The sequence below is a fragment of the Xanthomonas sp. NCPPB 3200 genome (genome assembly GCF_056393585.1).
This window is the reverse complement of the sequence record NZ_CM150785.1, coordinates 2,237,937-2,257,534: the sequence shown is the minus strand read 5'-3', so window position 1 is coordinate 2,257,534 and position 19,598 is coordinate 2,237,937. Positions and strand designations below refer to the sequence as shown.

9 protein-coding genes and 1 pseudogene are annotated in these 19,598 nt (G+C 66.1%); 9 read left to right on the top strand and 1 reads right to left on the bottom strand.

Annotated features, from left to right (window positions below):
• Positions 1-46: 46 nt before the first annotated feature.
• From AC06DU_RS09850 to AC06DU_RS09820, 7 genes and pseudogenes are all read left to right on the top strand, one after another.
• Positions 47-2,191 (top strand): annotated as a pseudogene (locus tag AC06DU_RS09850) (methyl-accepting chemotaxis protein); the annotation flags it as partial.
• Positions 2,192-2,487: 296 nt separating this feature from the next.
• On the top strand, positions 2,488-3,021 hold the full coding sequence (locus AC06DU_RS09845; protein ID WP_046342506.1) for a hypothetical protein: 534 nt from the start codon (positions 2,488-2,490) through the stop codon (positions 3,019-3,021).
• Between the two features lie 327 nt (positions 3,022-3,348).
• A complete protein-coding gene (locus AC06DU_RS09840) occupies positions 3,349-5,526 on the top strand; it encodes a methyl-accepting chemotaxis protein (RefSeq protein ID WP_065032229.1) in 2,178 nt (725 codons plus the stop codon).
• Positions 5,527-5,576: 50 nt separating this feature from the next.
• Positions 5,577-8,369, top strand: coding sequence for a methyl-accepting chemotaxis protein (locus AC06DU_RS09835; protein ID WP_478204265.1), 2,793 nt, complete (start codon positions 5,577-5,579; stop codon positions 8,367-8,369).
• Positions 8,370-8,635: 266 nt separating this feature from the next.
• On the top strand, positions 8,636-9,397 hold the full coding sequence (locus tag AC06DU_RS09830; RefSeq protein ID WP_102257021.1) for a transporter: 762 nt from the start codon (positions 8,636-8,638) through the stop codon (positions 9,395-9,397).
• Between the two features lie 13 nt (positions 9,398-9,410).
• On the top strand, positions 9,411-11,765 hold the full coding sequence (locus AC06DU_RS09825) for a methyl-accepting chemotaxis protein (protein ID WP_478204263.1): 2,355 nt from the start codon (positions 9,411-9,413) through the stop codon (positions 11,763-11,765).
• Positions 11,766-11,980: 215 nt separating this feature from the next.
• On the top strand, positions 11,981-14,284 hold the full coding sequence (locus tag AC06DU_RS09820) for a methyl-accepting chemotaxis protein (RefSeq protein ID WP_478204261.1): 2,304 nt from the start codon (positions 11,981-11,983) through the stop codon (positions 14,282-14,284).
• Here AC06DU_RS09820 and AC06DU_RS09815 read toward each other — a convergent pair.
• Entirely contained in the window at positions 14,281-14,676 is a 396-nt protein-coding gene (locus tag AC06DU_RS09815) for a hypothetical protein (protein ID WP_126966331.1), read from the bottom strand. The two genes, AC06DU_RS09820 and AC06DU_RS09815, sit on opposite strands and share 4 nt — an antisense overlap.
• Between AC06DU_RS09815 and AC06DU_RS09810 the strand changes: the two genes are divergently transcribed.
• On the top strand, positions 14,675-16,924 hold the full coding sequence (locus AC06DU_RS09810; RefSeq protein WP_184578263.1) for a methyl-accepting chemotaxis protein: 2,250 nt from the start codon (positions 14,675-14,677) through the stop codon (positions 16,922-16,924). The two genes, AC06DU_RS09815 and AC06DU_RS09810, sit on opposite strands and share 2 nt — an antisense overlap.
• Positions 16,925-17,032: 108 nt before the next feature.
• Positions 17,033-19,507, top strand: a complete 2,475-nt coding sequence (locus tag AC06DU_RS09805; protein ID WP_478204259.1) for a methyl-accepting chemotaxis protein — start codon at positions 17,033-17,035, stop codon at positions 19,505-19,507.
• Positions 19,508-19,598: the final 91 nt, after the last annotated feature.

Here is a 19,598-nt window from a genome sequence, read left to right as displayed (position 1 = left end):
GACGCCAACGCTGCCCATTGATCTCTGTACGCACGAGATGACTTCGATGAACTGGTTCCGCAATCTCGCCGTTGCCCGCAAGCTCGCCGTTGCCTTTTCCATTACCGTCCTGATCACGCTCAGCCTTGGCGTATTCGCGCTGACACGCATGCAATCCAGTGCGCATCTGCTGCGCGAGATCGGCTATACCTGGGCACCGGCGGTGCAACAGCTCAGCGAAATGCGCGCGCTGCTTGGCGAATTCCGCACCTACGAGCTCGCGCAACTTGCGCACGCAGACGATCCGAAGGCGGTGCAGAACTACTTCGAGCGCATGGACAAGGCCCGCAGCGAGGTCGAGATCGCGCAGACTGCGTATGCCAGGACCACGCAGCCGGGCAAGGAGGCCGAGCTGTACGAGGCGGTCAAGCAGAAGCTCGCCGACTACTACAAGGCCAACGCGGCGCTTGGCGCAGCCGTGCGTGCCGGCGACCTGGTCACCGCCAACACCGTGTCCGACGAGCAGTCGCGCCCCGCACGTCGGGATCTGTTCGCCAAGCTGGTGGAGCTGACCAAGTTCAATACCGCGCAGATGAATGCCGAAATCGCCATGGCCGAAGCGGCGTATCAAACCTCGGTGCGCATCATGCTCGCAGCGATGACGCTGGCGGTGCTGCTGGCCGCGTCCGCAGGCTGGTTCATCGCCCGCAGCATCGCCGGGCCGCTCGGTCGCGCCACGCGGGTGGCCGGCGCCATCGCCCAAGGCAAGCTGGATAACGCCATCCATGTCGACAGCCGCGACGAAGCGGGCCAGCTGCTGCGCAGCATGCAGGACATGCAGCGACAACTGCAGGCAGTGTTGGCGGCGCAATCGGAAATGGCGCAACGCCACGAGGCCGGCGAGATCAGCTACCGCATGGATCAAAGCGCATTTCCGGGCGATTACGGCACCATGGTGCACGACACCAATACTCTGGTCGGCTCGCATATCGCGGTGAAGATGAAGCTGGCGCAGATCATGTCGCGCTATGCAGTCGGCGATCTGAGCCAGGACATGGACCGCCTGCCCGGCGAAAAAGCCGTGCTCAGTCAGACCATGGATACGGTCAAGCACAACCTGTCGGCGATGAACAGCGAGATCAGGCTGCTCGCACAGGCCGCTGCCAACGGCGACTTCAGCGTGCGCGGCGATGCGCAGCGTTTCCAGTACGATTTCCACGCGATGGTGGACAGCCTCAATCAGCTGATGGCCACCGCCGATGCCAACCTGCGCTCCCTGTCGACGCTGTTGCAGGCGATTGCCGCCGGCGACCTGACCGCACGCATGCACGGCCAGTTCAACGGCGTCTTCGCGCAGATGCGCGACGATGCCAACGCCACCACCGAGCAACTGGCCAGCATCGTCGGGCGCATCCAGCAGGCCGCCGGCTCGATCAATTCGGCCGCCAGCGACATCGCCGCCGGCAACCAGGACCTGTCGCAGCGCACCGAGCAGCAGGCAGCCAACCTGGAAGAAACCGCCGCCTCGATGGAAGAGCTCACCTCCACCGTGCGGCAGAACGCCGAGCATGCGCGCCAGGCCAACCAGCTGGCGATCGGCGCCGCCGCAGTGGCCTCGCAAGGCGGCAGCGTGGTCGCACAGGTGGTCACCACCATGTCCGGGATCGAGGTGTCTTCCAAGAAGATCGCCGACATCATCAGCGTCATCGACGGTATCGCGTTCCAGACCAATATCCTGGCCTTGAACGCCGCAGTGGAGGCGGCGCGTGCCGGCGAACAGGGGCGCGGGTTCGCCGTGGTCGCCTCGGAAGTACGCACGCTGGCGCAGCGCTCGGCCGGTGCGGCCAAGGAAATCAAGCAGCTGATCGACGATTCGGTCGGCAAGGTGGCGCAGGGCTCGGCCTTGGTGGATCAGGCCGGCAAAACCATGGCCGACATCGTGTCTTCGGTGCAGCGCGTGACCGACATCATGGGCGAAATCTCCGCCGCCTCGCAGGAGCAGTCGGCCGGCATCGAACAGGTCAACCTGACCGTGACCCAGATGGACGAGGCCACCCAGCAGAACGCGGCATTGGTGGAGGAAGCCACCGCCGCTGCGCGTACGATGGAAGCACAGGCTGGCCAGCTGTCCGATGCGGTGGCGATCTTCAAGATCCAGCCGCATGCTGCGCTGTCGCCGGCAAGCCGCCAATCCGCCCCGCGGCATCTGGCCGTGGTTTAAGCCAAACGAGGCTGCCCTCGTCCCCTCCCCAGGGCTGCACGCCACTGTCTTGCGCGGGAACAGGCAACCGCGCTGTCGGGTCTGGCACCTCTACATCGGCACCCGCAACGCCCCGATCCTGTCGGGGCGTCTTGCCATCCGGCAGCGACTCACAGACGCACCACACCATCCCTGCGATCGCCTGGCAATGCTGCCGTTGGTCGAAAGGTGATCAAGCACAAGCTTCGGCGGCCGATACCAGGAGCAATGGGGGCTGTCTGGCCCGCGCTACGTCCAAGGAAGTCCGCATGCCTACCGTCAACTCACCCCGCTCTGCCCGCCACATGCTGGGCTCGGTGTTCGCCGTCGCGCTGCTGGCTGCCAGCGTCTGGTTACCGCCCTCCTTCGCAGCGCCGGCCGCGCCGGTTTCGGTCCTGCTGGACAACATCCCGATGAGCGCGTTGCAGTCGCTCGCCATCGACCTGGTGCAGTTGCGCGACGACCAGCGTGCGCAGCTTGCCGCCGCGCACGATCCCGCCCGCATCGAGGCCTACGACGAGCGCCTGGGTCAGCTGCGTCAACGCATTGCACGACATGCGGGCTACTTCCAGGCCAGCGCGCCGCAGGGCGAGCAGGCGCGCCAGTTTGCGCTGGTGCAGCAGCAGTTGGGCCACTACCTGGCGCAGCATCGGCAGGCCAACCGCGCCCTGCACGAGGGCGACCTGCAATACGCGCAGGCCCTGTCGCTGGGCCATGCCGGCGACACGCGCCATGTGCTGTGGACCGAACTGCAGGCCCTGCAACAATCGGTCGCCAGCGTGCGCACCACGCAACGCAACTGAGCATTGTCCGCACTGCGACCTCAGCGGTCGCAGCGGCGTTGCAGCATTCCCGGTTAGCCAGCCCGCTGCGCCAAACCACGCGGCCTGCCGTGCAGGTAAGCGTGCGCCCTGCCCCGACTGATCCCAATGCCGCCTGCCCTGCCCGCACGGTTGCGCGCTGCCGCCGCGCAGCGCCGGCAACCGGCTCAGGCGCGCTCGGCGTGCGGCTACAGCCGCAAACACGCTGAAAAACCGCCATCAGACCGGCTATCGCGCGGCACTCAACCTTTTGGGGATCAGGTCGCTATTCGACTTATCCCGGTCACATTCCTTTGCTGGATACCTGCCATGACCTTCAAGACCACGATTGCAAACACGCTGGCCAACGTTCCGCTGAAGCGCAAGTTTCTGGCGCAGACCGCACTGGTGGCGCTGGGCATCATCGCGCTGGCAGTGATCGCCGCCCGCATGCAATACGTGGATCTCACCGATACGCGCCGCGACGGGCTCAAGAGCCAGATCGAGATGGCGATTGCGGTGGTCAATGGCTACGCCGAGCGCGCCGAGAAGGGCGAGATGGATGTGGACAGTGCCAAGAAAGCCGCGCTGCATACCTTGTCCACCATGCGCGCACGTGGCGGCGTGGATTACATCTACGTCACCGACCAGACGCCGGTGATGCTGATGCACCCCATCCGCCCGGATCTCAACGGCAAGCCGCTCAACGATGTGCTGAGCCCGGACGGCAAACGGATTTTCCCGGCCTTCGTCGCTGCGGCGCAGGCCGGCGGCGGCTACGTCGATTACGCCTGGGCCAAGCCGGGTGAAAAAGAGCCGGTGCAGAAGACCTCGTACGCCGCGCTGTACAAGCCGTGGGGCTGGGTGATCGGCACCGGCGTGTATCTGGACGACACCCAGTCGCAGGCGCTGGCCTTCACCGGCGTCGTCACCCTGGCCGGCGGCGTGCTGGTGCTGCTCAACCTGCTGGTGGGCTGGCTGATCGGCAATTCGATCCTGGAGCCGGTCTCGCGTGCGCTCGCCGCCATCAAGGGCGTGGCGCGTGGCGACCTGAGCGTGCGCACCGCACAGCACGGCAGCGATGAAATCGGACAGATGCTCAAGGCCACCGACGACATGGTGCACACGCTGGAGCGCTTCTCCGCGCAGACCAAGGTGATGGTGCACATGCACGCCGGCGAAGACGTCGGCCACCGCATGCCCACCGATTTCCCCGGTGTCTACGGCGAACTGGCCGGCGGCATCAATACGATGATCTTCGAACACCTGGACGCCATCATCGATGCGATCGGCATCCTCAACGAGTACGCGCAAGGCGACCTGTCGCGCGACGCCGCGCGCCTGCCGGGCACGCGCGCGGTGCTGCACGAAGCGATGGATGCGGCCAAGGCCAGCCTGCTGGCGATCAACACCGAGATCAAGCGCCTGGCCCAGGCCGCGGCCAATGGCGACTTCAGCCAGCGCGGCGATGCCACGCGCTTCAGGCACGACTCGGCGCGCATGATCAACGACCTCAACGCGATGATGGAAGTCAGCGACCGCAACCTGGGCAAGCTGTCCGAGCTGCTGGCCGCGCTGGCCGAAGGCGACCTCACCGCGCGCATGGATGGTCAGTTCCACGGCGTGTTCGCACGCATGCGCGATGACGCCAACACCACGGCCACGCAGCTGGCCGGCATCGTCGGGCGCATCCAGCAGGCCGCCGGTGCCATCACCGGGTCGGCCGGCGAGATCGCCGCCGGCAACAACGACTTGTCGCAGCGTACCGAGCAGCAGGCCGCCAACCTGGAAGAAACCGCCGCCTCGATGGAGGAGCTCACCGCCACCGTCAAGCAGAACGCCGAGCACGCGCGCCAGGCCAACCAGCTGGCGATCGGTGCCGCCTCGGTGGCCTCGCAGGGCGGCCAGGTGGTCAGCCAGGTGGTGGACACCATGTCCGGCATCCAGACCTCGTCCAGGAAGATCGCCGAGATCATCTCGGTCATCGACGGCATCGCCTTCCAGACCAACATCCTGGCCTTGAACGCAGCGGTGGAAGCGGCGCGTGCCGGCGAACAGGGCCGCGGCTTTGCGGTGGTCGCCAGCGAAGTGCGCACGCTGGCACAGCGTTCGGCCGGCGCGGCCAAGGAGATCAAGCACCTGATCGACGACTCGGTCGGCAAGGTGGCGCAGGGCTCGGCGCTGGTGGATCAGGCCGGCAAGACCATGGCCGACATCGTGTCCTCGGTGCAGCGCGTGACCGACATCATGAGCGAGATCTCCGCCGCCTCACAGGAACAATCGGCCGGCATCGAGCAGGTCAACCTCACCGTCACCCAGATGGACGAGAGCACCCAGCAGAACGCCGCGCTGGTGGAAGAAGCCACCGCCGCCGCCAACGCCATGCAGCAGCAGGCGCAGCAGCTTGACGAGGCGGTGTCCAGCTTCCGCGTGAGCGCTGCCTCGTCGGCGCAGCGCGGCAGCGGCCGCGGTGCCGCGCGCGCGGAGGCCTTGCGCGTCGCCAGCTGATGACTGCCAGATCGTTCCCGCACTCCCTCCCTCACTTCGAAGCCACGCCCATGCCCTCGTCCCCCACGCAACCCCGCTCCGGCGGCAGTCTTGCGTATCGCCTGATGCTCGGCACCGCCGTTGCTGCGTTGCTGTGCTTCGGCCTGACCGCAGCGATCAGCTACTGGCAAAGCAGTCGCGCACTGATCGCCTCGGCCCAGACCACGATGCAGAACGCGGCGCGCTATCAGGCCGAACAGATCGGCAGCGAGCTGGGACAGGCGTTCACCACCGGCCAGTCGGTCGCCAGCGCCCTGCTGGCGCAGCGTGCGCATGGCGGGGTGAGCCGCGAGGCGGCGTCGGCGATCGTGCACGACCAGTTGCAGAACCATCCCGAATGGGTGGGCATGGGCACGTTGTGGGAGCCGCAGGCCTTCGACGGCAAGGACAGCGACTATGTCGATGCCGAGGGTCACGACAACACCGGCCGTTTCATGACCTACTGGGCCTACAACGGGCAATCGCTGATCCGCGAACCCCTGGTCGGTTACGAAAAACCCGGCGACGGCGACTGGAACCTCAAACCGCGCGAGCTGGGCCGGCAGATCGTGGCCGGCCCCTACGATTACCAGATCGGCGGCAAGCCGGTGCTGATGACCACCTTGTCCACGCCCATCCTGGATCAGGGCAAGTATGTGGGCGTGGTATCGGTGGATTTCGCCCTGGCCGCGTTGCAGAAGCGCCTGAGCGCCTTGCGTCCGATGGACGATGGCTATGTCGAGCTGATCTCGCCCGCCGGGGTGATTCTGGCCTCGCGCGACGCCGCGCGGATCGGCAAGCCGGCCGACGGCGCCGACTATCGCGCGATGCTGGCGGCCACCAGGGCCGGCAAGGACTATCTGGACTTCACGCCGGATGCCGCCGGCACGGTCAGCGCCTATGTGCCGTTGCAGATCGGCCAGGCGCAGGAGCGTTTTGCGCTGGGCGTGGTGGTGCCGTATGCGGCGATCATGCAGCAGGCACATCGCCTGTTGTGGACCATTCTGGCGGTCGGCCTGGGCTCGGCACTGGTGCTCAGCCTGGCGCTGTTCGTACTGTTGCGGCGGCAGGTGGTGGGTCCGCTGGATGCCGCGGCCAAGGTGGCCGGTGCGATTGCCTCCGGCAAGCTGGACAACCAGATTGCCGCGCAGCGCCAGGACGAAGTGGGCCGCCTGATGGGCGCCATGCAGCGCATGCAGACCGACCTGCGCCAGCGCATCGAACGCGACGCACAGATCGCCAACGAAAACCTGCGCATCCGCACCGCGCTGGAACATTCGGAAATGGAAGTGCTGCTGGCCGACGAGCAGCACACTGCCGTGTTCATCACCGAGGCACTGCACACCTCGTTCAAGGGTGGCGAAGCGGCATTTCATGCCAAGGGCCAGCAGGGCTTCAGCGCCGATGCGGTGGTCGGCAAACCGCTGGACTACGTGTTCGGCACCGATGCCGAAGGCAAGGCGCGGTTGCAGCGCCTGCAGCAACTGCAGTCCACCACGCTGGAGCGCTACACCTTCGGCCCGGTGACGCTGGATCTGACCATGACCCCGCTCTACGCCGCCGACGGCCATCGCAGCGGCAGCATGCTGCTGTGGCGCAATGTCAGTGCCGAAGTCAGCACGCAGGCAGAGGTCGCCGCGCTGGTGCAGTCGGCCCTGATGGGCGACTTCGGCCAGCGTCTGGCGCTGGACGACAAGCGCGGCTTCTATCTGGAGTTCGGCCGTCAGCTCAACGGCTTGCTGGAAACCACCTCGCAAGGCCTCGAGCGTATTTCCCGCCTGCTCAGCGCGCTGGCCGAGGGCGACCTCACCGTGCGCATGGACGGGCAGTTCCAGGGCGTGTTCGCACGCATGCGCGACGATGCCAATGCCACCGTGGCGCAACTCACCGGCATCGTCTCGGGCATCCAGACCTCGGCCACGCAGATCAACGCGGCCGCCAGCGAGATCGCCGCCGGCAACAGCGACCTGTCGCAACGCACCGAACAACAGGCCGCCAACCTGGAAGAAACCGCCGCCTCGATGGAAGAGCTGACCTCCACCGTCAAGCAGAACGCCGAGCACGCACGCCAGGCCAACCAGCTGGCGATCGGCGCGGCCGATGTCGCCTCGCATGGCGGCGCGGTGGTGGCGCAGGTGGTCACCACCATGTCGGGCATCGAGGTCTCGTCGAAAAAGATCGCCGAGATCATCTCGGTCATCGACGGCATCGCCTTCCAGACCAATATCCTGGCCCTGAACGCGGCAGTGGAAGCGGCGCGTGCCGGCGAACAGGGCCGCGGCTTCGCCGTGGTCGCCAGCGAAGTGCGCACCTTGGCGCAGCGCTCGGCCGGTGCGGCGAAAGAGATCAAGCACCTGATCGACGATTCGGTCGGCAAGGTGGCGCAGGGCTCGTCGCTGGTGCAGCAGGCCGGCACCACCATGGCCGAGATCGTCGCCAGCGTGCAGCGCGTCACCGACATCATGGGCGAGATCTCCGCCGCCTCGCAGGAGCAGTCCAGCGGCATCGAGCAGGTCAACCTGACCGTGACCCAGATGGACGAGGCCACCCAGCAAAACGCGGCATTGGTGGAAGAAGCCACTGCCGCTGCACGCGCGATGGAAGAACAGGCCGGCCAGCTGACCGAGGCGGTGGCGGTGTTCAAGCTCAGCCATGCCGGCAGGCCGGCGGCGATTGCCCCTGCCGCCAGACCGGTGGTCAGCGCGGTTGCGCCATCCACACGGGCGCCGACCGACAAAAAGCGTGCGGCAGTACCGCCGCGTCACCCCACCCGCAAGTCGCCCGGCAGTGTCGCCGGCAACGACAGCCAGTGGCAGGATTTTTGAGTGCGGTGTCGGCAGCTGCGCACGCGCGCAGCTGCCGACACAGGATGAAGCACACCCACATCGTCCTATCGCGGACCTGACACTCGACCGCGTTCCCCTGCCCGGCTCCTGCCATCGGCCACGCTTAAAGATTCAGCCGCCGTTGCCGTTAGCGAGGAAGACATCGACTGCCTGCGCCCCCACCGTAGCAGCCGGTCCAGCAGCGCATGTGCCCGGTCGCCAGACCCGCGCATGCGCCCGGAGATTCGCGCGTTCCAGGGGTTGCCATGAAGCCATGCCTTGTTGCCAGCTGTATTGTGCTGTGTTGCGTCGTCGGCCATGCCCGCGCCGAAGATCCGATCGCCACCGACCGTCCTGATTTCGTCGAGTCCAGCCTCACCGTCGGCGACCGCCGGCTGCAGGTGGAAACCAGCGTCGCCTGGGAGCGCGATGCCTCGGTCGACGGATATTCCACGCCCACGCTGTTTCGCTACGGCCTCGGCCAGAGCTGGGAACTGCGGCTGGAAACCGACGGTTGGCAGCGCATCGACGCACCCGGCGAGGCCAAGGTGAGCGGCATGTCCGATGTGGCGCTCGGGGTCAAGCACCATCTTGCCGGGTCCGACGACGGCAAGGCCTCGCTGGCCTGGCTGCTGCATGTGGACCTGCCCAGCGGCGCCCGCGCCCTGCGTGGGCACGGTGCACGGCCATCGTTGCGGCTGGTGGCCGAATGGGAGCTCAGCGACAGCCTCTCGGCCGGGGTGATGCCCGGCGTGGTGTGGGACGACGATGGGCAAGGCAACCGCTACACCGCCGGCATCTTCGGTGCGGTGCTGGGCAAGGCCTGGAACGAGCGCGTGCGCTCCTTCGTGGAAGTGGCATTGCCGCAGGTCGCCAACAGCGAGGACGGCGGCACCGTGGCACTGCTCGACGTCGGCTCGGCCTGGCTGCTGAGCAACGATGTGCAACTGGATGCGGTGTACAGCCGCGGCCTCAACGATCGCTCACCGGATCACGCGCTCGGCGTGGGTCTGTCTTTCCGCTTCTGAAACAGGCCGCACAATGAAAATCATGCATATGCTGGGGATCCTGGTGCTGGTGGCAGCGTTGGCGCTGCTCGCGCTGGGCGGCGTCGGCTACAACGGCCAGCGCGGCCTGCTCGACGCGATCGCCGCACAGGTCATCTCCTCCGATGCGCTGCGCAACCACATGCAGGCCGACATGATGCACGACGCCCTGCGTGGCGACGTCACTGCCGCCCTGCTGGCCGCCTCGCGCCAGGACGCCGCCGCGATCGCGGAAGCACGCAGCGCGCTCGGCGGACACGCCACGGAATTTCGTCAGGCGCTGCAGGCCAACCGCAAACTGCCACTGGACCCGGTACTGCGCAGCGATCTGGACGCGGCGGCACCGGCATTGCAGGCCTATATCGGCGCGGCCGACCAGGTCATGACCCTGGCCGAGACGCAGGCCGACAGCGGCGCGGCCTACGCCGACTTCACCGCCAAGTTCGCCGAGCTGGAGACCCGCATGGGCGCGATCAGCGAGCGCATCCTGGCCTTGAACAAGGCCAATCGGCTCAAGGCCGAACAGGACAGCCACCGGGTGATGTGGCAGCAAGGCGGCGCGGTGGTGCTCGCCTTCGTCTGCCTGGCACTGGCCGCCGGCTGGATCCTGCGCTCGGTGTTCGGCCTGCTCGGCGGCGAGCCGCAGCTGGCCATGAGCGCCGCGCAGCACATCGCCGAAGGTCGCCTGGACCAACCCATTCCGGTGGCCGCACATCACGCACGCAGCCTGATGGCCGCATTGGCGCGCATGCAGCGCGACCTGCGCGAACGCCTGGAGCGCGAGCGCAGCATCGCTGCGGAAAACCTGCGCATCCGCACCGCGCTCGACAACGCCTCCACCGGCATGTACATCGCCGACCCGGACCTGACCATCATCTACGCCAACACCGCGCTGCGGACCTTGCTGCAGACCTATGCCGACGACATCCACGCCTGCGCGCCGGCATTCGACCGCTCCAGCAACCTGATCGGTCAATCGGTGTCCATGCTGGAAGTGGGCAATGCGCAGGATGCGGAGATCTATCAACGTCTGGATCGCCAGGATTCGGCGCAACGCCAGGTGCAGTACCGCGCGGCATGCATCACCCAGGATGTCTCGGCGATCCGCGACTCGGCCGGTGCGCATCTGGGCTTTGTCTGCGAATGGCGCGACCGCACCGCCGAGGCGCGCGTGGAAATCGACGTGGCCGATGTGGTGCGCAGCGCCGCGGCCGGCGACCTGTCCAGGCGTATCGACAGCACCGGCAAGCAAGGCTTCTTCCTGCAGTTGGCGCAGCAGCTCAATGCGCTGCTCGATGCCAACGCGGTCAGCATCGCCGAGGTCTCGCGCCTGCTCAGCGCACTGGCCGATGGCGACCTGAGCGCGCGCATGCAGGGTGATTTCCACGGCGTGTTTGCCCGCATGCGCGACGACGCCAACACCACCGCCGAGCAGCTGGCACTGGTGATCGGACGCATCCAGCAAGCCGCCGGCAGCATCCACACCGCTTCCAGCGAGATCGCCGCCGGCAACAACGACCTGTCGCAGCGCACCGAACAACAGGCCGCCAATCTGGAAGAAACCGCCGCCTCGATGGAGGAGCTGACCTCCACCGTCAAGCAGAATGCCGAAAGCGCGCGCCAGGCCAACCAGCTGGTGATCGGCGCGGCCGGCGTCGCCTCCCAAGGCGGTGCGGTGGTGGCCAAGGTGGTCACCACCATGTCCGGCATCGAGGTCTCGTCGAAGAAGATCGCCGAGATCATCAGCGTCATCGACGGCATCGCCTTCCAGACCAATATCCTGGCCCTGAATGCAGCAGTGGAGGCGGCGCGTGCCGGCGAACAGGGGCGCGGCTTTGCGGTGGTCGCCTCGGAAGTACGCACGCTGGCGCAGCGCTCGGCCGGCGCCGCCAAGGAGATCAAGCACCTGATCGACGACTCGGTGAGCAAGGTCGCCGAAGGCTCGGTGCTGGTGCAGCAGGCCGGCACCACCATGGCCGACATCGTGGCCAGCGTGCAGCGTGTCACCGACATCATGGGCGAGATCGCCGCCGCCTCGCAGGAGCAGTCGGCCGGCATCGAGCAGGTCAACCTCACCATCACCCAGATGGACGAGGCCACCCAGCAGAACGCTGCGCTGGTGGAAGAAGCCACCGCCGCCGCGCGCACCATGGAAGACCAGGCCGGCCAGCTGGCCCAGGCGGTGTCGCGCTTCACCCTTGCCGATGCGCCGGCACCGATGGCGGCAGCGCCAGCCGCCACAGCGGCAGTGGCTGCGCCCAAGCGCAGCCCCGGCGCAGCGGCTGCACGCAAACCGGCAACCACGCCGGTGCTTGCCAGCGGCAACGACGGGCAGTGGCAGGACTTCTGAGCCACGCGTGCAGGCGGCCCAAGCCTGGGCCGCACCCGCGTAGCGGCCGCGCCACCGGCGTGCCCGCCTTGCCCGCCGCGGCTGCGTTGCCGGCGGCCTGATTGCGGCATCCGCGGGCTGGCCACGGCACCGTTCATCCTTCAAAGATAAAGAATCATGCCGGGCAGCCGCTAGCGTGCTGGAGAGCGTTCCTGCGCAATGCCCCGGAGTTACTGATGAACAAGTTCAACGATTGGCCGATCCGCCGCAAATTGATGTTTGCCTTTTGCCTGAGTGCCGTGTTGACCGCCCTGCTTGGTGGGCTCGGTTTTTCGCGCATGCAGCAGATGCAGCGGCAGACCACCCTGATCAACCAGGACGTGGTGCCGGTGCTGAGCCGTCTATCCGAGCTGCGTGGCTTTGCCGGCGAATTCCGCGTCTATGAAGTGGGCCAGTTCGTCAATCTGGACGATCCGGAACGCTATGCGATGTTCTTCAAACGCATGGACGAGATCCAGGCCAAGTACGTCGAAACGCAAAAGCTGCTGGACGCCAAGATCGGCGCCGGCTCGCCGCTGCAGGCCGAATACGCGAAGCTGAGCGATGCCAGCACGCGTTACTTTGCCGCCAACCAGCAGCTGCGCAAGCTCTATGCAGAACCCGACCGCGCTGCGGCGATGGAATTTTCGCGCAAGCAGTCCGGCGAGATCCGCAAGGAACTGTTCGCCTCGGTCGACAAGCTGTATGCACAGCAGTCCAAGGCCCTGAGCGACATGGTCGCGGCCAGCGACGCCTCGTTCAAGCTGACCAGCGCGGTGCTGCTGATCGGCACACTGCTGATGGCCGCGCTGTCGGTGACCTTTGGCTGGCTGATCGCACGCAGCATCACCAATCCGCTGTCCAAGGCGCTGGGCGCCATCAAGGCGGTCTCGCGCGGCGATCTGAGTGTGCAGGTCAACAAGACCAGCAACGATGAAATTGGCCAGATGCTCGAAGCCACCGGCGGCATGACGCAGATGCTGCGCCGCTTCAGCGACGAAACCGCGCGCATGTCGCACCTGCATGCGGCCGAAGACATCACCCACCGCATGCCGGAGGATTTCCCCGGCGTGTACGGCACCCTGGCCACTGGCATCAACACGATGATCTTCGAGCATCTGGATGCCATCACCGACGCGGTGCGCATTCTCAACCAGTACGCACAGGGCGATTTGACCCAGGACGCACGCCGTCTGCCGGCAAGCCGCGCCATCCTGCATGAGGCGATGGATGCGGCCAAGGCCAGCCTATTGTCGATCAACACCGAGATCAAGCAGCTGGCGCAAGCCGCAGCGGCCGGCGACTTCAGCGCACGTGGCGACGCAGCACGTTTCAAGTACGACTTCGCGGTGATGGTGTCGGATCTGAACTCGATGATGGAAGTCAGCGACCGCAATCTGGGCAAGCTCTCGCAGTTGCTCGGCGCCGTTGCCGAGGGCGATCTCACCGCGCGTATGGATGGCGAGTTCCACGGCGTGTTCGCGCGTCTGCGCGACGATGCCAATGCCACCACCCAGCGCCTGACCGACATCGTCGGCCGCATCAAGCACTCCACCCTGGCCATCAACACCGCCGCAGGCGAAATCGCCGCCGGCAACCAGGACCTGTCGCAGCGCACCGAACAACAGGCCGCCAACCTGGAAGAAACCGCCGCCTCGATGGAAGAGCTCACCTCCACCGTCAAGCAGAATGCCGAACACGCGCGCCAGGCCAACCAGCTGGCGATCGGTGCCGCCGATGTCGCCTCGCACGGCGGCAGCGTGGTCGGCCAGGTGGTCACCACCATGTCCGGTATCCAGACCTCGTCCAAGAAGATCGCCGAGATCATCTCGGTGATCGACGGCATCGCCTTCCAGACCAACATCCTGGCGTTGAACGCGGCGGTGGAAGCGGCGCGTGCCGGTGAGCAGGGCCGTGGATTTGCCGTGGTCGCCTCGGAAGTGCGCACGCTGGCACAGCGTTCGGCCGCCGCAGCGAAGGAGATCAAGAGCCTGATCGACGACTCGGTGAGCAAGGTGGCCGAAGGCTCGGCGCTGGTGAATCAGGCCGGCAGCACCATGAGCGAGATCGTCTCTTCGGTGCAGCGCGTCACCGACATCATGAGCGAGATTTCCGCCGCCTCCCAGGAGCAGTCGGCCGGCATCGAGCAGGTCAACCAGACCGTCACCCACATGGACGAAGCCACCCAGCAAAACGCCGCGCTGGTGGAAGAAGCCACCGCCGCCGCGCGTTCGATGGAAGAACAGGCGCAGCAGCTCACCGAAGCGGTCGCGCTGTTCCGGCTGTCGGCCGAGCTGGAAGCAGTGACACGCGCCACCCCGGTGGTGCGCCACATCACCGCCAAGCGCCCGGCCGCCAGCACTGCGCCTGCTGCCAAGACGCCCGCTGCCAGGTCATCGGTGTCCACGCTGGCTGCCTCCAAGCCGGCTGCCGCACGGTCGACCGCACGTACTGCCGCTGCAGCAGCGCCGTCCAACGAGTCGGATTGGGCGGAGTTCTAAACGCGCAGATCGTCGACATACAAGTCGCTGCAGTCCAGGCCGCGCTCTTTCGGGAGCGCGGCTTTTTTATTGCCGCAATGTTCCGGAAGCAGTCTCAGCCATGAGGCAAGAATAAACGCATATAGATAATAATATTTTACTTGTGTATCAATAAACCAGCACTTGAGCCCGGCATTATGTATCTCTGGAAGACTTAAATTCGGAGCGCGCCGCGATTTACTCCGCAACGTCGATTTCACAAGCATGACTCGACTTATATATTTTTGATATGGAGGTATTAAGTAATAGGCATTGCGCGCCGTTACTGCGCATAGCGACGCGGCATACAGCATGTGGTCGGCGCTACTCGGTCGCTTCCCTTCAATCGCATAACGCCTTCCAGGATCTGTCATGACTGCACTTCTCCAACGCTACAACGTCGGCCCTCGCTTGGCGGCGGCCTTTGCCGTGCTGATCCTGTTGTCTGGCGTCATCGCCTTTATCGGCTACCGCGGCCTGAGTTCGGCCCGCTCGCTGGTGGACCAGCTGGTGCACGAGAACATGACAAAGATCCGTCTGTCCAACGACATGATCAATGCCAATTTCATTATCGGCCTGCAGTTGCGCAATGTGGTGCTGCCCACTACCGATGCGGAAAATCGCGACTTCATTGCGAAGATCCAGTCTGCACGTGCCGACTACACCAAGGCACGCGACGAATTGTATGCATTGCCGCCGTCCGAAAAAGGCAAGATCCTGCGCGCGGAGATCGATGCCCGCCGCGCCGAAGTTAAAGTCTTGAACGACAAAGTCATGGATATGGTGATGACCGGTCGCAGAGACGAGGCACTGCCCTTGCTGCTGACCAAGGCGGCACCTGCAATGCAGCAATGGCAGGACAAGATTGGCGAAAACATCACACTGCAAGACAAGCTGGCCAGCGAAGCCTCGGCAGCAGCGCTGCAATCCATGGACGGCTCGCGCAAGCTGCTGGTCGGTGGTTCGCTGCTGGTGGTGTTGCTGAGCGCTACGCTGGGCCTGCTGATCACCCGCAGCCTCACCCAGCCGTTGAGCCGCGCCACCCGCGCCGCAGAAGCGATTGCCGGCGGCAACCTGGACAACGACGTCAATACGCAGGCCAATGACGAAGCCGGCCGCCTGCTCAAGGCCATGAGCAAGATGCAGCTGCAGCTGCGCAACCTGCTCAGCGCGCAGACCGACATGGCCAAGCGCCACGACGATGGCCAGATCAGCTTCCGCATCGATGCCGCTGCCTTCCCCGGCGAGTACGGCCGCATGGCGCACGACACCAACATGTTGGTGGGCTCGCACATCGCGGTGAAGATGCGCCTGGCGCAGATCATGGGCCGCTACGCGATCGGCGACCTGTCCGAGGATATGGAAAAACTGCCCGGCGAAAAGGCCGTGCTCAGCGAGACCATGGCGCAGGTCAAGGTCAATCTCGGTGCAATGAATACCGAGATCAAGCATCTGGCACTGTCGGCGGCCAACGGCGACTTCAGCGCCCGCGGCGATGCCGAGCGCTTCCAGTACGACTTCCGCCTGATGGTGGAAAGCCTCAACAACCTGATGTCCACCGCCGACGGCAACCTGCAGTCGCTCTCCACCCTGCTGCAGTCCATCGCCGCCGGCGACCTCACCGCACGCATGAGCGGCGACTTCCGCGGCGTGTTCGCGCAGATGCGTGACGACGCCAATGCCACCGCCACGCAGCTGGCCGAAATCGTCAGCGGCATCAAGGCCTCGGCGGTGTCGATCAAGGGCGCTGCCAGCGAGATCGCGGCCGGTAACCAGGATCTGTCGCAGCGCACCGAGCAGCAGGCCGCCAACCTGGAAGAAACCGCCGCCTCGATGGAAGAGCTCACCTCCACCGTCAAGCAGAACGCCGAGAGCGCGCGCCAGGCCAACCAGCTCGCCATCGGCGCGGCCGGCGTGGCCTCGCAGGGCGGCGAGATCGTCAGCAAGGTGGTCGAGACGATGAGCGGCATCGAAGCCTCGTCCAAGAAGATCGCCGACATCATCTCGGTCATCGACGGCATCTCGTTCCAGACCAACATCCTGGCCTTGAACGCGGCGGTGGAAGCCGCCCGCGCCGGCGAGCAGGGACGCGGCTTTGCCGTGGTCGCCTCGGAAGTGCGCACGCTGGCGCAGCGCTCGTCCGCGGCGGCCAGGGAGATCAAGGGGCTGATCGACGACTCGGTGCAGCGTGTTTCCGAAGGATCGGTGCTGGTGCACAGCGCCGGCAAGACCATGGGCGAGATCGTGTCCAGCGTGCAGCGGGTCACCGACATCATGGGCGAGATCTCCGCGGCCTCGCAGGAGCAATCCTCCGGCATCGAGCAGGTCAACCAGACCGTCACCCAGATGGACGAGACCACCCAGCAGAACGCCGCGCTGGTGGAAGAAGCCACCGCCGCCGCACGTGCGCTGGAAGACCAGGCCACCCAGCTCACCGACGCGGTGGCGGTGTTCAAGACCGATGCCGGCCATGCCCTGGCGCCGGTGCGCACCGCTGCGCCGCGGCCGGTGGTGACTCCCGCGCTGAAGGCCAAGGTGGTCGCGGCCGGACGCACCGCCGCGTCCAAGCCGCGCCCCGTGGTCACCGCGCCGAGCAACGACGCCAGCTGGCAGGAGTTCTGAGCCAAGCGAGCACAACAGTCTGAATGGAGCCGGTCGGCATCGATGCCGACCGGCTCAAGGCATAACTGTTATCGGCCGATAGGCTGCGTACGCCTACGAGAATCTTCCATGACCACTTCGCCCGCGCTGTCGCCGCAGACCGCCCCACCCCCTCACCAGCGCTGGAGCAGCCGCTGGGATGATCTGGCGATCGCCAAGAAACTCGGCATCATCGGCATCCTGGCCTTGGCCGGCCTGGTCATTCCGGTACTGCTGTACAGCGGCAAGCTCAACGAAAGTGTGGCCATCAGCAGCAACGAGTTGCGCAGCTATGCGCCGCTTGGGCAGATGCTGGGCCTGATCACCGACCTGCACGCCGCCCACGTCGACAGCGGTGACGCCGCTGCAGCCGCGGCCGCGCGCGCCGATCGCGATCTGCAACACCTGCTGGCCACCACCGCCACGATGCCGGGCTTCGAACGCAGCCAGAAGGCCTTGCTGGGCCTGCAGCAGCGCCACGTCGCCAGCGCCGCGGCAGACGGCTACGCCGCGGTCAGCGAGCAGGCGTTTGCTGCGCTCGACGCCTTGCGCGACGACAGCCAGCTGGTCTATACCCCCTATATCGAGAGCTACCACCTGGTGGTGGCCACCCTGATCTACAGTCCCGATGCCACCGAATCGCTGACCCGCCTGGATGCGGCCAGCGATCCGTCGCAGGCGGCCGACAGCCGCGCCATGCTGCGCGAACAGCTCGGCCAGTTGGCGCGCAGCCATGCGCGCTTCCGGCATGAGCTGGACAAGGCGATGGGCCTGCTGGAACAACCCGACCCCGCCCTGGCCGATGCCGCCAGGACCGAAACCACGCGTGCAACCGCGGCGCTGGCCGCGCTCGGCACCGCGCTGGACGGCAGCGACGCCAACGCCGACACCCAATGGAACGCTGCGCTCGATAATCTCGGCCAAGCCATGCAGGCGCTCAGCAGCGTCTCGCTGCAGGCCCTGCAGCGCCAGTCCGAACGCCACCTGGCCGATGCCCGCAACGCGATGTGGCAGGCCATCGCCGGGTTGACGCTGCTGGCGGTGCTGATCGCAGCGCTGGGCTGGTACACCTTGTCGCGGCTGACCCGCAATGTGCGCCGCGCCGCTGTGGTGGCCGCCAATATCGCGCAAGGCCAGCTCGGCGAGCGCATCGCCGCGCCCAGCCGCGATGAAACCGGCCAGCTGCTCGACAACATGCGCCGGATGCAGGAGCAGCTGCAGCGGGTGCTGGCCGCGCAGAGCGAGATGGCCCAGCGCCACGACGCCGGCCAGATCAGTTATCGCATGGACGCCGAGACCTTCCCGGGCGCGTACGCCACCATGGTGCGCGACACCAACGCGCTGGTCGGCTCGCATATCGCGGTGAAGATGAAACTCGCCCAGATCATGTCGCGTTATGCCATCGGCGACCTGAGCCAGGACATGGACCGCCTTCCCGGCGAAAAAGCCGTGTTCAGCGACACCATGGACGCGGTCAAGCGCAACCTGTCTGCGATGAACAGCGAGATCAAGCTGCTGGCGCAGGCTGCGGCCAACGGCGATTTCAGCGTGCGTGGCGATACCCAGCGCTTCCAGCACGACTTCCTGGCCATGGTGGAGAGTCTCAACCAGCTGATGGCCACCGCCGATGGCAATCTGGGCGCGCTATCCAGCGTGCTGCGGGCCATCGCCGCCGGCGACCTCACCACCCGCATGCATGGCGACTTCCACGGCGTATTCGCGCAGATGCGCGACGATGCCAATGCCACCGTGGTGCAACTGGCCGATATCGTCGGACGCATCCAGCAGTCCACCGACGCGATCAACGATGCCGCCAGCGAGATTGCCGCCGGCAACCAGGACCTGTCGCAGCGCACCGAGCAGCAGGCCGCCAACCTGGAAGAAACCGCCGCCTCGATGGAGGAACTCACCTCCACCGTGCGCAACAACGCCGAGCATGCGCGGCGCGCCAACCAGCTGGTGGTCGGTGCCGCCGCGGTGGCCGCGCAAGGTGGCACGGTGGTCGGCGAAGTCGTCGGCACCATGGCCGGCATCCAGGCCGCTTCGCGCAAGATCGCCGACATCATCTCGGTCATCGACGGCATCGCGTTCCAGACCAATATCCTGGCCTTGAATGCGGCGGTGGAAGCTGCACGCGCCGGCGAACAGGGGCGCGGCTTTGCGGTGGTCGCCTCCGAGGTACGTACCCTGGCGCAGCGCTCGGCCGGCGCGGCCAAGGAGATCAAGCAGCTGATCGACGATTCGGTGAACCGGGTCGAGCAAGGCAACGTGCTGGTCAGCCAGGCCGGCCGCACCATGCAGGACATCGTCGATTCGGTGCGCGGCGTTACCGAGATCATGCACGAGATCAGCGAAGCCTCGCAGCAGCAGTCGCAAGGTATCGAACTGGTCGGCCAGACCATCGCGCAGATGGACCAGTCCACCCAGCAGAACGCCGCGCTGGTGGAAGAAGCCACTGCCGCCGCGCGTGCGATGGAAGCACAGGCGCAGCAGTTGCGCGATGCGGTGTCGGTGTTCCAGCTGCAAGCCGCTGCCAGGCCGGCCAGGCTGGTGCGCGCCGCGTAAGGCGGTTGCGCGCGCAGCTGCATGCGCGCCAAGCCGCACACATGTGGGCCAGCGCACAGGGCCCTCATGCAACAGGGTCGCCGGCGCCGGT